This is a genomic window from Pseudohalioglobus lutimaris (genome assembly GCF_002866825.1).
In the GTDB taxonomy this organism is placed as follows: domain Bacteria; phylum Pseudomonadota; class Gammaproteobacteria; order Pseudomonadales; family Halieaceae; genus Halioglobus; species Halioglobus lutimaris.
Genome location: NZ_PKUS01000029.1, coordinates 63,267 through 78,106 on the forward strand (window position 1 = coordinate 63,267; position 14,840 = coordinate 78,106).

The following is a 14,840-nucleotide window of genomic DNA, read 5'->3' on the forward strand; positions in this document are numbered from 1 at the left end:
GGAGTTCGCATCACCCCCGGCGCTTTGGCGGCCGGGGTTTTTATTTCCAAGATCCGATTTCCCTGGATTCCACAGGAGGAAAACAATGTCAGCAAAACTGGTTAAAGAACTTCGTGAGCGCACCGGCCTGGGTCTGCTCGAATGTAAAAAGGCCCTGGCTGCTGCTGAAGGCGACGTCGATAAGGCGATTGAAGAACTGCGCAAGTCCAGCGGTATGAAAGCGGCAAAGAAGGCAGGGCGGACCGCCGCTGACGGCGTCGTGACCACGCGCATCGCTGAGGACGGTAGCTACGGTGTGCTGCTTGAAGTGAATTCAGAAACCGACTTCGTTGCTCGCGATGACAACTTCCTCGCCTTCGTAGACAAGGTTGCCGAGGCTGCTTTTGAGAGCAAGCAGACCGACGTGGCCGCTCTGATGGCAGGTGACCTGGAATCAACCCGTGAAGCCCTGGTACAGAAGATCGGCGAGAATATCAGCGTTCGCCGCGTTGAGCTTGTATCAGCGGGTGACGGCGTGGTTGGTGCTTATGTTCACGGTAACAACCGTATCGCTGTGCTGGTTGAGCTCAAGAACGGTGACCAGGACCTGGCCAAAGATGTTGCCATGCACGTCGCCGCGGTAAATCCCCAGGTTGTATCTCCAGCGGATATGCCCGAGGACGTAATCGCCAAGGAGAAGGAAATCTACACAGCCCAGGCCCAGGAATCCGGCAAGCCGGCAGAAATCATCGAAAAGATGATCGGTGGCCGGGTGAAGAAATTCCTTGCCGAAAACTCCCTGGTTGAGCAGTCGTTCGTCAAGGACCCCGATGTGACGGTAGGCAAACTGGTTTCCGCTGCAGGAGCTGAAGTTGCCTCTTTCGCCCGGTATGAGGTTGGCGAAGGCATTGAAGTGGAAAAGGTCGATTTTGCTGACGAGGTTGCTGCTCAGCTGAATGGCTAGGCAACACTATCGCAGCGCTATCGTGAAACGGGGCTTCGGCCCCGTTTTGCGTTGTCCCGGGCGGTTATACATCCTGCGCAGGAGGCTTGTGTAATCCCCGGGAATTTCTTGGGATGGCAAGCGTCCCATGTATAATCGCGTATACAACCCGTGCAATAGTAGTAGCTCTGATGTCCAAAGACGATATAGACCATATCCCCTCAATCGTTCCCTCCCGTGACCGGGAATTTACTCCCGGGGGGGGCACTGGCGGCGGCAACAAGGCCGGAGCGGCCAGGGGAAAAACACCTCGCGGTAAGGCTCCCACGGGAGCGGCACGTCCTCCCCAGGCGGCAAAGGCCGGGGCGGGGGTCCTTGCCCGTCTCTTTATTGTCGTTGCCCTGGTTACCGCTGCCGTGGCTTGTGCCTGGGCCTGGCAGTTACAGACCCAGCTGCAGCAGGCCAATGTTGTATTGGATGACTACGCTGCCCGCATCGGTGACCTCGAGGCGCGGCTTTCCGATACCGATGAGGGCATGAGCCAGAATGCGGCGGTGCAGGCGGCCAAGATAAAGGAGCTGGACACTGAGGTGCGAAAGCTCTGGGATAATGTCTGGAAACAGACCAAAGCCCGTTTGGGCACCCTGGAGGCCTCCAGCAAGTCTCACAATGGCAAGATTGCCGCCAATGAAAAATCCCTTAAGTCGCTGCAGGCCAAGGCGGACAGCGCGGCGTCGGACCTGGCCAAGTTGAAGAGTGTATCCGGCGATCTGTCCCGCCTGATGAACAGCGCCAGGAGTAACCAGGCGGAAGTGGAGCGTGTCGCGGACACGCTTAATCGCATTAATCTTGATATGGCCAAGCTGAACCGGCAGGTAGAGAGTAACGCAGAGGCCGTGCGCGCCACAGATGCCTTCCGTCGTCAGGTTAATGGCAGCATCAACAGTCTCGAAGGTGCCGTTCGCGCGCTGCAGGCCGCACCCTGATCAATTTTTGATGGCCGCTGCCTCCATTTTTTTCCGGCTAACTGGCCGGTGGCTGGCAGCAGCCCGTTCCGAGGCGGCTAAAGCACCTTGCATGCGCAACCGGGGCTTTCTCACCCCGCCTGCCGGTGTACAATACTCGCCGCATTAACTCCCGCCAAAATCAAGGAAGCCCGTCATGACCGTGATTCGTCAGGATGATTTCATCGACAGTGTCGCCGATGCCCTGCAGTTCATCTCCTACTACCACCCCAAAGACTTCGTCGATGCTGTTCATGAAGCCTGGCAAAAAGAGCAGAACCCTGCCGCCAGGGACGCCATGGCGCAAATTCTGATCAACTCGCGCATGTGCGCCGAAGGCCATCGCCCCATATGCCAGGATACAGGCATTGTGACCGTTTTCCTGAAGATTGGCATGGACGTGCAGTGGCAAGCTGACATGTCCGTTGCAGACATGGTCAATGAGGGTGTGCGCAGGGCCTATACCCATCCCGACAACGTGCTGCGCGCTTCCATTCTCGAAGATCCGGCGGGCGCTCGCAGGAACACCAGGGACAATACGCCTGCGGTGATTCATATGGAGGTGATAGAGGGTGACACCGTGGATGTGCAGGTGGCGGCGAAAGGCGGAGGCTCCGAGAACAAGTCGAAAATGGCCATGCTTAACCCCTCTGACAGCATTGTCGACTGGGTGGTCAAGACGGTGCCGACCATGGGTGCGGGCTGGTGCCCGCCGGGAATGCTGGGAATCGGCATAGGCGGGACTGCTGAAAAAGCGGCGGTCATGGCCAAGGAATCTCTCATGGAGCCTATCGACATTCACGAGCTGCGCGAGCGCGGCCCCGCTAATCGTGCCGAAGAACTGCGCCTGGAGTTGATGGAGGCAGTTAACAAGCTGGGTATCGGTGCCCAGGGCCTGGGCGGTCTCACTACCGTAATGGATGTGAAGATCATGGAATACCCCACTCATGCTGCTTCATTGCCGGTTTGTATGATTCCAAATTGTGCTGCGACCCGTCATGCGCATTTTGTGCTGGATGGCTCCGGACCTGCTTTACAAACGCCCCCCAGCCTGGACGACTGGCCCGATATCACCTGGGAGGTTGGTGAAGGCGTGCGCCGGGTCAATCTCGACACGGTGACGCCCGAAGAAGCGGCCCAGTGGCAGCCCGGCGACACATTGCTGCTTTCGGGCAAGATGCTGACCGGTCGCGATGCCGCCCACAAGAAGATGAAAGAGCTGATCGAGTCCGGGGAAGGGCTGCCGGACGGGGTGGACCTGAAAGGGCGTTTTATTTATTACGTGGGCCCGGTCGATCCGGTGCGCGACGAAGTCGTGGGCCCCGCTGGCCCAACCACTGCTACCCGCATGGACAAGTTTACGGATTTCATTCTCGAAGAAACCGGACTGTTGGGAATGATCGGCAAGGCCGAGCGCGGGCCGGTCGGCGTGGAGGCGATCAAGAAACACAAGGCGGTGTACCTGATGGCCGTGGGCGGTGCGGCCTACCTGGTGTCCAAGGCTATCACCTCGGCCAGAGTCGTTGCGTTCCCGGAAATGGGCATGGAAGCGATCTACGAGTTCGAGGTCAAGGATATGCCGGTCAGCGTTGCTGTTGATGCGCAAGGCACCTCGGTTCACGAGGTGGGGCCGAAGATCTGGAAGGCAAAGATCGAAGAGCAAGCCATTGAAGTGAGCTGACACTGTGCCTGACACTTTTTACTGGCACGACTACGAAACCTTTGGCGCAGTTCCCTCGCGTGACCGCCCGGTGCAATTTGCCGGGCTGCGAACTGACGAGGACCTTAATCCCATAGGAGAGCCGCTGGTTATTTTCTGCCGGCCCGCCAATGACTTTCTCCCCCATCCCCAGGCCTGCCTGATCACCGGGATCAGCCCGCAGCAGGCGCTGTCAGAGGGAATACCGGAGGCTGAGTTCATATCTCGAATCCATGCTGAGTTGGCGCAACCCGGCACCTGCGGCGTGGGGTATAACTCGCTGCGCTTCGACGACGAGGTAACTCGCTACACCCTGTACCGGAACTTTTACGATCCTTACGCACGTGAGTGGCAAAACGGCAACTCACGCTGGGACATTATTGACATGGTGCGGGCCTGCCACGCGCTGCGCCCCGAGGGCATCGTCTGGCCCAATCGCGAGGATGGGCTACCCAGCTTTCGGCTTGAGCAGCTCACCGCCGCCAATGGTATAGCCCATGAGGCCGCCCACGATGCCCTGTCGGATGTGCATGCCACGATTGCCATGGCGCGGTTGATTAGGGAAAAGCAACCGCGGCTTTACGACTACGTGCTGCGCAACAGGGACAAAGGCTCGGTATCGGCGATGCTGGATATGGAAGCAATGAAGCCAGTGTTGCATGTGTCAGGTATGTTTGGCGCGCAACGCAACAATATCGCCTTGATTGTTCCCCTGGCAATGCATCCGGGCAACAAGAACGAGGTAATCTGCTATGACCTGATGGCAGACCCTGCTGCGTTGATCGAGGCATCCCCCGAGCTACTGCGTGAGCATCTATACACGCGAACGGAGGACCTGCCCGAAGGCGTGGAGAGACCCGGCCTGAAGACCTTGCACATTAATCGCTGTCCGGTTCTGGTCACTGCAAAAATGGCTAACCCCGAAACGGCCGCTCGCCTTGGTATTTCGGGCGACCAGTGCCGCACTCACCTGGCTGCATTGCGCAAATTTCGTGCCGCGGATCCACAGTCTTTCGTCAAGAAAATGCAGGCTGTCTACGCTGGGCATCAGTACCCAGAAATTACCGACCCGGACCGCATGCTCTACAGCGGAGGCTTCTTTTCCGATAGGGACAAGCGGTTGATGGATCAGGTTCGTGACAGTGCGCCGCAAGACCTGGCCTCGACCAGCTTTCCCTTCGAGGATGATCGCCTGCCGGAAATGCTGTTTCGTTATCGGGCGCGTAACTACCCTCAAAGCCTTTCCACAGAGGAGCAGGCGCAGTGGGAGGAGTACCGTTTCCAGCGTCTTACCGAAGCGGATGCGGGCGCAAGTATCTGCATGGAAGAGTATCAGCAAACGATCGAGACCCTTATGGCGTCCGGGGAGTTGTCGCCGCCGCAGCGTCAGTTAATGGAACAGCTTCTGGAGTACAGCGACAGTCTGCTTGCGTGATAGTGGACTGCGGGAAAAGGACTGTTGTCTGGTTCCGGCCCGGTATTAAGCACATGGCTCGCTGCTGCTCACGGTCGTATAATCGCCCCGGAAGATCCCGAACAGACCAGGAGCGCAACACCCATGCAATTTGCCGGCAGTCATATCCTGTCTATCGCACAGTTTGAACGGACCGACGTGGAGCGCGTCTTCGCCGTTGCTGATCGCATGGGGCCCTATGCGCAACGCAAACGTCTCACCAAGGTTCTTGACGGAGCCATTCTCGGCAACATGTTTTTCGAGCCCAGCACTCGCACCCGGGTCAGCTTCGGCAGCGCATTCAACCTCCTGGGTGGCGAAGTTCGTGAAACTACAGGCTTCGAATCCACTGCTATTGCCAAGGGCGAATCGCTTTACGATACCGCGCGCGTATTGAGCGGTTACTCCGATGTTATTGTGATGCGTCATCCGGCGGAGGGGTCGGTTGGCGAATTTGCTGCCGCCAGCCGGGTGCCAGTGCTCAACGGCGGTGATGGCAGCAATGAACACCCCAGCCAGGCGCTGCTGGATCTCTACACCATCAAGAGCGAAGTGGCCGCTCACGGTGGGCATCTGGATAAGTTGCGCATCGCCATGGTAGGTGACCTGCGTTACGGTCGGACCGTGCACTCGCTGTGTAAACTCCTGAGCCTGTTCGACGCGGTGGAAGTGCACCTGGTCAGTCCTCTGGAATTGCGCATGCCCGAAGATATTGTTGAGCAGATGCGCACAGCCGGACTGTCAGTGTGGGAGTCAGATCGTCTGGAGGAAAGTATCGCCCAGGTCGATATAGTCTATTCCACGAGGATACAGGAGGAGCGTTTCAGCTCACAGGAAGAAGCAGACTTGTACCGCGGTCGCTTCCGCCTGAACCAGAGCGTATACACCGCGCACTGCCAACCTAACACCGTGATTATGCACCCATTGCCCAGGGACTCCCGCGACCATGCGCGGGAGTTGGATGACGACCTGAACGATAACCCCAATCTAGCCATTTTTCGGCAGACAGACAATGGCATTCTGGTGCGTATGGCATTGTTTGCCCTGGTACTGGATGTGGCTGATCAGGTCGATTCGCATTCTCGCGAGGTCAACTGGTATACCGCAGGTCGTTTCTGATGCCTCTGAACCTCACTTTTGGTGCTGAAGATGTGCGTGTGCTCGAGGACGAGACTGTCTTCCAGGGCTACTTTAGTGTGCGCAGGGTAACGCTGCAGTATCGAGCTTTCGACGGCGGTTGGGTGGCACCCCAGGTGCGCGAGATTTTTGAGCGTGGCGACGCCGTGGGTGTGTTGCCATATGAGCCGGAATCCGACTCGCTGGTGTTGATTGAGCAGTTTCGCCCGGGCGCGATGCGCGATGACTGCGATCCGTGGATGCTGGAGTTAATCGCCGGCATTGTTGAAGCGGACGAGACACATGAACAGGTCATTCACCGTGAGGTCGGCGAGGAGGCCGGTTGTGAGGTTGCTGATCTACTGCCCATTGCCACGGTATTGCCCAGTGCCGGAGCCTGCACCGAGAAGGTCTCGCTTTTCTGTGGTCGGGTCTCGGGCGCTGTTGCCGGTGGTGTTCATGGTCTGGCTGAAGAGGGCGAGAATATTCTGGTTCACCTGGTGCCTGTCAAAGACGCTTTTGATCTGCTCGCTCAGGATCGCATTCCCAATGGCCATACGCTGATCTCCCTGCTCTGGCTGCAAAACAATATCGAATCAGTGAGGTCACGCTGGAGCTGAGGCTCCAGTGAGCCCCTCATGACAGAGACTCCCGAAGCTCCCGAAAAAGCCAGACCCGGCCTGTTACGTTCCAGCGCCCTGGTCGGCAGTATGACCATGATTTCGCGTGTACTGGGCCTGCTGCGTGACATTGTGATCGCCGCATTTGTGGGCGCCAGTGCCAATGCAGACGCCTTCTTTGTCGCCTTTAAGATACCTAATTTTTTGCGCCGCCTGTTTGCCGAGGGTGCTTTTTCCCAGGCGTTCGTGCCGGTGCTGGCCGATTACAAGGAAGAGAACGCACTGGCGGCGGTGAAAGGACTGGTTGACCGGGTCGCTGGCGTGCTTGGGGGGACCCTGTTGTTGCTTACTGTGGTCACCGTCATGGCCTCGCCAATTGTTGCCACTATTTTTGCCCCCGGGTTCATCAGCCAGCCTGAGAAGTTCCAGATCACTGCTGACATGATTCGCATTACCTTTCCCTACCTTCTGCTCATCTCCATGACGGGCCTCTGCGGGGCCATACTCAACAGCTATGGACGCTTCGCCGTGCCGGCGTTCACGCCCGTATTCCTGAATTTGTCACTTATCTTCGCTGCCACTGTTGCATCGCCCTGGTTTGCGGAGCCGGTTTTTGCCCTGGCCTGGGGCGTCTTTTTTGCAGGGATCATCCAGCTTCTTTTCCAATTGCCATCGCTTTACCGTCTGGACCTGGTGCCCAGACCGGTCTTTGACGTGCATCACGAGGGCGTGAGGCGTATTTTGAAGCTTATGGTGCCAGCGCTTTTCGGTGTGTCGGTCAGCCAGATCAACCTGCTGCTGGATACAGTGCTGGCCTCTTTCCTGCCAACCGGCAGCGTATCATGGCTGTACTATTCTGATCGCCTGGCAGAGCTGCCACTGGGCGTATTTGGTATCGCTATCGCGACGGTTATCCTGCCCAACCTCTCCGCCCATCGAGCCGCCGCCAGGGAGGAACAGTTTGCCTTCACCCTGGACTGGGCTATGCGCTCAGTGCTGCTGATTGGCGTACCTGCGGCGCTGGCACTGGTGTTGCTGGCCAAGCCCATCCTTATAACGCTGTTCCAATACGGTGCGCTGACGCCCCGGGACGTGGAGATGGCCTCGTTGAGCTTGCGCGCCTACAGCCTGGGGCTGGTGGCCTTTATGCTGATCAAGGTGCTGGCGCCTGGCTACTATGCCCGCCAGGATACGGCTACGCCCGTGAAGATAGGCATCATCGCCATGGCGGCCAACATGGTGATGAATCTCGCCTTCGTGCTGCCGCTACTGTGGTACTTCAATGTAGGACACCTGGGTCTGGCGCTGGCAACCAGCGCGTCGGCCTGGCTCAACGCGGGCCTGTTGTTACGTGGGTTGATCAGGCAGGGTGTGTATAGCTGGCAGCCTGGCTGGGGGGGATACTCACTGCGGTTGTTGGTGAGCACGGCGGCGATGTCTGTCCCGGTACTGTTACTGTCCAAAGATCAGGCGCTTTGGCTGGAATGGGGCTGGCAGCGCAGGGCGCTGGAAATCGCGCTGGTCTGTGGGGCAGGGGCACTGGCCTACCTTTTATCGCACCTTGCCATGGGTACCCGCTTGCGCCACTTGCGGGCGCCGGGAGCGGTCTAGCAGGAGCACTGCCCGTGGCTGCGACCTCCGGCAGTGGTCAAATTGTACGTTTCCGGTGGTCGGCGCATTCGCTATACTCCAGCGTTTGATTGATTCGAGCAAATCCTCATCTCATGGAGCTGATTCGCGGCCTGCACAATTTGCGGCCCAGACACCGCGGTTGCGTGGCCACGATTGGTGCCTTTGACGGGGTGCATCTGGGTCATCAGGCGGTGATCAATCACCTGCGGGAAAAGGCGACCGAGCTTGATCTGCCCAGTGTGGTGATCGTGTTTGAGCCATTGCCTCGTGAGTACTTCTCACCGATACAGGCACCGGCGCGCATAATGAGCTTCCGGGAGAAGTTTGTGGCGATGCGGGACCTGGGGGTTGACCGCCTGTTACGTATTCGTTTTAACGAGGCCTTTCGGGCGCTCTCAGCAAAACAGTTTGTAGACCAGGTGTTTGTTACTGGCCTGGGCGTGAGGCATGTCGTGCTGGGCGATGACTTCCGCTTCGGCAATGATCGCCAGGGCGACCTGCGCTATATCCAGGAACACGGCGAGCATTTTGGCTACGGCGCTGGCCCTACGCCGACTCAGACCTGGCAGGGGGAGCGGGTCAGCAGCACGCGCATCCGTGAGGCGCTTGAGGCTGCCCAGTTCCAACGAGCAGAGCAGATGCTTGGCAGGCCCTACAGCATCTCCGGCAAGGTGATTTACGGTCGGCAACTGGGACAGACCATAGGCACACCGACCGCCAACCTGCAATTGCGCCGCTTGCGCGCGCCGTTAGCAGGTGTCTATGCGGTGAGGGTGCGCGGCGCGGGACTGAAGGATGCGCAGGGCGTGGCCAACGTGGGTGTAAGACCCACTGTCGATGACAGTATCAAGGCCAATCTTGAGGTGCACCTGATCGATCGCGAAATTGAGCTTTATGGCCAGCACATTGAGGTTAGTTTTCTGCACAAGTTAAGAGAGGAAAAGAAGTTTGCCTCTATAGAAGAACTCAAAATGAACATAGCACGAGATATTGAACTCACCAGAACCTGGTTCGCGCAGAACCCGGCACAGCAGACGATATGAGCGAATACAAAGACACACTGAACCTGCCTAAAACGGCATTTCCCATGAAGGCCAGTCTGGCCCAGCGAGAGCCCCAGCGACTCAAGCAGTGGCAGGAGATGGACCTGTACTCGCGAATCCGCGAGGCGTCAAAGGGGCGACCGAAATTCATTCTTCACGATGGCCCCCCTTACGCCAATGGTGACCTGCACCTGGGCCATGCGGTTAACAAAGTGCTCAAGGATATTATCGTCAAGTCCCGTTCTCTTGACGGTTTTGACGCCCCTTACGTCCCCGGCTGGGATTGTCATGGTCTGCCTATTGAGCTCAACGTTGAGAAGAAAGTTGGTAAGCCTGGCGCAAAGGTCTCCGCGGCAGAATTCCGTCAGAAGTGCCGGGATTACGCTGCCCGACAGGTGGATGGGCAGCGCAAGGACTTTATTCGCATGGGCGTCTTTGGCGAATGGTTCAATCCTTACCTGACCATGGATTTCAAGTTTGAAGCAGATATTGTGAGGTCACTTTCACGCATTATCAGCAACGGACACCTGCACAAGGGCTTCAAACCAGTGCACTGGTGCATGGATTGCGGTTCTGCACTGGCAGAAGCGGAAGTGGAGTACAAGGATAAACAGTCCCCGGCGATCGATGTTGCCTACATAGCAGCGGATCCTGCAGCGATCAATGCAGTTTTCGACACTGCCTGCGAGGGCGAGATAGCGGTGCCAATATGGACCACCACTCCCTGGACGCTGCCGGCGAGCATGGGAGTCAGCGTGCATCCTGATCTTGAGTATGTGCTGATTGCAGGTCAGCAAAGGGCGCTGGTTGTCGCTGCCGATCTGGCCGAGGACTGCGCGCGGCGTTATGGTCTGGACGGTGTAAGCGTGCTCGGCCGTTGTCGTGGGCGGGCACTGGAAAACCAACTGCTGCAGCACCCCTACCTGGACAGGCAGGTGCCTGTTGTCCTGGGCGAGCATGTCACCACTGATGCTGGCACTGGTGCCGTGCACACCGCCCCCGCCCATGGTCAGGATGACTTCGTTGTCGGCCAGCAGTACGGACTGGAGGTATACAACCCGGTAGGCGCGAACGGTGTATACCTGCCCGAGACTGAACTGTTTGGTGGCCAGCATGTGCTGAAGGCTAACCAGGCCATATGCGAACTGCTGCAGGAACGCGGCGTCCTGCTGCACCACGAGGACTATGAGCACTCCTATCCCCATTGCTGGCGCCATAAGACGCCAATCATCTTCCGGGCAACTCCCCAGTGGTTTGTGAGCATGCAGCAGAACGGCCTGCTGGAGAAAGCACTCAAGGAAGTAGACCAGGTGCAGTGGTTACCCGAGTGGGGGCAGGCGCGTATCCAGAGTATGCTTCGCGAACGTCCCGACTGGTGTATCTCCCGGCAGCGCACCTGGGGCTCGCCTATTGCCCTGTTTGTGCACAAAAGCACAGGCGAGTTGCATCCCGACACAGCGGGATTGATGGAGCAGGTTGCCCAGCGCATGGAAACCAGCGGTATTGATGCCTGGTTCGACCTGGACCCTGCTGAATTACTGGGTGATGAGGCGCAGCATTATGACAAAGTCACCGACACGCTGGATGTCTGGTTCGACTCCGGTGTCACCCATTCCTGTGTTCTGGAGCGTCGGGAGGCGCTACAAAAACCCGCAGATATGTACCTGGAGGGTTCAGACCAGCATCGCGGCTGGTTTCAGTCTTCGTTGTTGACGGGCGTGGCCATGGACAATGCTGCACCCTATCGCAGGGTGCTGACCCATGGTTTCACAGTGGATAGCGACGGCCGCAAGATGTCCAAGTCCATCGGTAATATCATCGCACCGAAAACGGTGATGAACGATTTGGGCGCCGATATCCTTCGCCTCTGGGTGGCCGCCACTGACTATCGCGGCGAGTTGACCTGCTCCGATGAGATCTTCAAGCGCACTGCTGACGCTTACCGGCGCATCCGCAATACGGTGCGTTTTCTACTGTCAAACCTCAATGGGTTTGACCCGGTGACCGATGCTTTACCCTTCGATGAGATGCTGTCCCTTGATCGTTGGGCAGTGGATCGCGCCGCCGGGCTGCAGGGTGATCTTGCAGCGGACTATGCCGACTATCAGTTCCACCTGGTCTACCAGAAGCTGCATCATTTCTGCGCGGGTGACCTCGGTGGCTTTTACCTGGATGTGATCAAGGATCGCCAGTACACCACCCGCGCCGATTCCATCGCCCGTCGCAGTGCGCAAACCGCCATGTACCATATTGCGGAGGCCATGGTGCGTTGGGTGGCCCCCATCCTGAGCTTCACCGCTGAGGAAATATGGGAAAACCTGCCGGGAGAGCGGGGCGATTCGGTTTTCCTGGAGCAGTGGTACGCTGATCTACAGTCGGTAGCCGGGGACGACGTCATGGGCCGTGACTACTGGCAGCAGATGATGGCTGTGCGTACCGCGGTGAATCGGGAGATGGAAAACCTGAGAGCCGCAGGCGAGTTGCGTGGTTCCCTGGACGCAGAGGTGACGCTATTTGCTGACGCCGAACTGCAGGCCGGACTGCAGGCGCTGGAAGATGAGCTGCGCTTTGTGCTGATTACTTCTGCCGCTCAAATTCTGCCTCTGGCCGATGCCCCAGCGGACGCCGCCGTGACCGAAGTGCCCGGCCTGCGCCTGACGGTAAGGGTATCTGAGGCAGAGAAGTGCGAACGCTGCTGGCACAGGCGCGAAGATGTGGGCCAGGTAGAAGGCCATTCCACGCTTTGCGGGCGCTGCGTGGAGAATGTTTATGGCGATGGCGAACGGCGTCGTTTTGCGTAACGGTGTCCACGCATGGCGCTGGTATTTGCTGGCGTTAGTGCTGGTGTTGCTTGACCAATACACCAAGGGCCTGGCCAGTGCCTCCCTTGACTACGGTCGTCCGGTACAGGTGTTCTCCTGGTTCAACCTTACCCTGCAATACAATACCGGCGCCGCGTTCAGTTTCCTCAGCGATGCCGGAGGTTGGCAGCGCTGGTTCTTTACCGGTATTGCAGTTGTGATCAGCGGCGCGCTGACCATCTGGCTGTTTATTGCGCCGCGAGGACAGTGGCTGCTCATACTCAGTCTCTCCCTTATACTGGGCGGGGCAATAGGCAATCTCTGGGACAGGGTGGTTTTGGGCTACGTGGTGGACTTCATTTCGGTACACTATCGGGGTTGGTATTTTCCCGCTTTCAATCTGGCGGACTCGGCTATAACCGTCGGTGCGGGATGTATGTTGCTGGACAGCTTTGTCCATCGGGAAAAAAACGATGACTGAATTCAATGTACCTGTATCCGAGGGGACCCGCGTGTTCCTCAACTTTTCCGTCAGCCTGGAAGATGGCTCCGAAGTCGACACAAACTTTGGCGGGGACCCGGTAGACTTCAGTATTGGCGATGGCTCACTGCTACCAGGCTTTGAGCGTCGTTTGTTCGGTATGGTTGCCGGCGACAGGCAGATGTTTGAAGTGCTGCCTGAGGATGCGTTTGGCCAGCCCAACGAAAACAACGTTCAGCGTATGCAACGTGATCAGTTTGATGAGGATGCAGAGCTGGAAATTGGCCTGGTGTTTTCCTTTGCCGATGCTGCGGGGGGCGAGCTGCCGGGCATGGTGATTGCGTTCGACGATGACGAGGTCACCGTCGATTTCAATCATCCGCTGGCGGGCCGGACTGTAATGTTTGACGTGCTGATACACCGGGTCGAGCCGGCGGAGCTGCACTGATGGAGATCCAACTGGCCAACCCCCGGGGTTTTTGCGCTGGCGTCGACCGGGCCATCGATATTGTTAATCGTGCGCTGGAAGTGTTTGGTGCCCCGATCTACGTTCGCCACGAGGTGGTACACAACAAGTTTGTTGTCGATGACCTGCGGTCGCGCGGGGCAGTGTTTGTCGATGAACTGGAGGAAGTGCCCGACGATTGCATTGTTATTTTCAGCGCGCACGGCGTTTCCCAGGCTGTACGTAGTGAAGCGCAGAGGCGCCATTTGCAGGTGTTTGACGCAACCTGCCCGCTGGTGACCAAGGTACATATGGAAGTGGCCAGTTTTAGTACCGAGGGCCGTGAGTGTGTCCTCATTGGTCACGCCGGCCACCCTGAGGTAGAAGGCACCATGGGCCAGTATGATCATAGCGCCGGTGGTAAAATTTACCTTGTAGAAGATGAGCAGCAGGCCTCCAGCCTGCAGGTCAAGCGGCCGGAGCGACTCTCCTACGTCACCCAGACAACACTGTCTGTGGACGATACTGCAAAGGTCATCGATGCGCTGCGCGCCCGTTTCCCGGAAATCCAAGGGCCACGCAAGGACGATATCTGCTACGCCACGCAGAACCGGCAGGACGCGGTCAAGCAGCTGGCTGCGCGCTGCGACCTGGTGCTTGTAGTGGGCTCGCCCAATTCTTCCAATTCCAATCGCCTGCGTGAATTAGCCGAGCGTATGGGCGCTGAGGCGCATTTGCTCGATGGGGCCGAAGACATTGATCCTGCGTGGCTCAAGGGTAAGCAGCGAATTGGCGTGACTGCCGGTGCGTCAGCCCCTGAGGTACTGGTACAGGAAGTTATTGATGGTCTGCGTGATCTGGGCGCACAAGCCCCGGTGGAAGTGGAGGGCAGGCCGGAGAACGTCACTTTTTCACTGCCCCGTGAACTGCGTATCGAGGCCAAGAACCTCTAGCTGAGCCGCTTGCTGACGTCTTAACCAGGCAAGTCATATCCTATATAGCCGGATTCTGGCAATCACTCTTCCTCCAGCTATGCTTGGCGTTCAGGGAGGTGATTATGGCAATGGCAGGTGTGCGCGCCGCGCAGCCGGGTTTCACACTGATAGAATTGATGTCAGTGATGGTTATCGTGGTGCTGGTCGGCGCACTTTCAGCGCCCGCCTTTAGTCGACTCCTTGAAGCCTCGCGTATACGCACAGAGGCCACGCGTCTGATGGGCGATATTGTGCTCACGCGCAGCGAAGCGATCAAGCGCAACCGCCAGGTGGTGATGTGCCCCGCAGGCTTGTCTGCTGCAGGCGAAGTCGAATGCGGTGGTGTTTATGCCCAGGGTTGGATTGTCTTTCAGGACAATGATCGCGATGGTGAGCTGAGTGGGGGAGAAGAGATCGTAGACAGGGGGCAAGCGCTGGCGTCGGACCTGCTTGTGACGAACCGGGTCGCCACCCGGGCAGCGGATGAGAAGATAAAATTTCAGCCGGACGGGTCGTCACGACGTAATCTCACGCTGATGGTTTGCTCCGGGGGTATGCCAGAGATCACGTCATGGAGCGTGGTAATGAATATTGTGGGTCGGCCTCGACTCGCCCGGGGGTGGGGTCGGTGTCAGCGCGCCGAAGACTGA

General features: G+C 58.0%; 13 protein-coding genes. All 13 read left to right on the forward strand.

Annotated features, from left to right (window positions below; translation table 11 throughout):
• The first annotated feature begins 85 nt into the window (after positions 1–85).
• The 13 genes from tsf (at position 86) to C0039_RS17150 (ending at position 14,840) form a co-directional block, all read left to right on the forward strand.
• Complete coding sequence (gene tsf, locus C0039_RS17090) at positions 86–943, forward strand: translation elongation factor Ts (RefSeq protein ID WP_101518765.1); 858 nt, start codon at positions 86–88, stop codon at positions 941–943.
• A gap of 170 nt (positions 944–1,113) precedes the next feature.
• Positions 1,114–1,908, forward strand: a complete 795-nt coding sequence (locus C0039_RS17095; protein WP_243391647.1) for a hypothetical protein — start codon at positions 1,114–1,116, stop codon at positions 1,906–1,908.
• 175 nt (positions 1,909–2,083) lie between these two features.
• Positions 2,084–3,607 carry a fumarate hydratase gene (locus C0039_RS17100; RefSeq protein WP_101518766.1) on the forward strand — a complete coding sequence of 508 codons (1,524 nt, stop codon included), beginning with the start codon at positions 2,084–2,086 and terminating at the stop codon, positions 3,605–3,607.
• 4 nt (positions 3,608–3,611) lie between these two features.
• Positions 3,612–5,060 carry an exodeoxyribonuclease I gene (gene sbcB / locus C0039_RS17105; protein WP_075998692.1) on the forward strand — a complete coding sequence of 483 codons (1,449 nt, stop codon included), beginning with the start codon at positions 3,612–3,614 and terminating at the stop codon, positions 5,058–5,060.
• Between the two features lie 123 nt (positions 5,061–5,183).
• Positions 5,184–6,197: an aspartate carbamoyltransferase gene (locus C0039_RS17110; RefSeq protein ID WP_075998691.1), complete on the forward strand. Its 1,014-nt coding sequence runs from the start codon at positions 5,184–5,186 to the stop codon at positions 6,195–6,197.
• On the forward strand, positions 6,197–6,814 hold the full coding sequence (locus tag C0039_RS17115; RefSeq protein ID WP_075998690.1) for an NUDIX domain-containing protein: 618 nt from the start codon (positions 6,197–6,199) through the stop codon (positions 6,812–6,814). The genes C0039_RS17110 and C0039_RS17115 overlap by 1 nt, the downstream gene beginning before the upstream one ends.
• Before the next feature lie 18 nt (positions 6,815–6,832).
• Positions 6,833–8,425 (forward strand): murein biosynthesis integral membrane protein MurJ, encoded by a 1,593-nt coding sequence (gene murJ, locus C0039_RS17120; protein WP_075998689.1) that lies wholly within the window; start codon positions 6,833–6,835, stop codon positions 8,423–8,425.
• A gap of 113 nt (positions 8,426–8,538) precedes the next feature.
• A complete protein-coding gene (gene ribF / locus C0039_RS17125) occupies positions 8,539–9,489 on the forward strand; it encodes a bifunctional riboflavin kinase/FAD synthetase (RefSeq protein WP_075998688.1) in 951 nt (316 codons plus the stop codon).
• Positions 9,486–12,290 (forward strand): isoleucine--tRNA ligase, encoded by a 2,805-nt coding sequence (ileS, locus tag C0039_RS17130; protein WP_101518767.1) that lies wholly within the window; start codon positions 9,486–9,488, stop codon positions 12,288–12,290. The genes ribF and ileS overlap by 4 nt, the downstream gene beginning before the upstream one ends.
• Positions 12,259–12,771: a signal peptidase II gene (gene lspA, locus C0039_RS17135; RefSeq protein WP_101518768.1), complete on the forward strand. Its 513-nt coding sequence runs from the start codon at positions 12,259–12,261 to the stop codon at positions 12,769–12,771. Before ileS ends, lspA begins: the two co-directional genes overlap by 32 nt.
• The gene (locus C0039_RS17140; RefSeq protein ID WP_101518769.1) at positions 12,764–13,219 is read left to right on the forward strand and encodes an FKBP-type peptidyl-prolyl cis-trans isomerase; all 456 of its coding nucleotides are present in this window, start codon (positions 12,764–12,766) and stop codon (positions 13,217–13,219) included. Before lspA ends, C0039_RS17140 begins: the two co-directional genes overlap by 8 nt.
• Complete coding sequence (gene ispH, locus C0039_RS17145; RefSeq protein WP_075998684.1) at positions 13,219–14,169, forward strand: 4-hydroxy-3-methylbut-2-enyl diphosphate reductase; 951 nt, start codon at positions 13,219–13,221, stop codon at positions 14,167–14,169. Before C0039_RS17140 ends, ispH begins: the two co-directional genes overlap by 1 nt.
• A 104-nt stretch (positions 14,170–14,273) precedes the next feature.
• Positions 14,274–14,840, forward strand: a complete 567-nt coding sequence (locus C0039_RS17150) for a GspH/FimT family pseudopilin (RefSeq protein ID WP_101518777.1) — start codon at positions 14,274–14,276, stop codon at positions 14,838–14,840.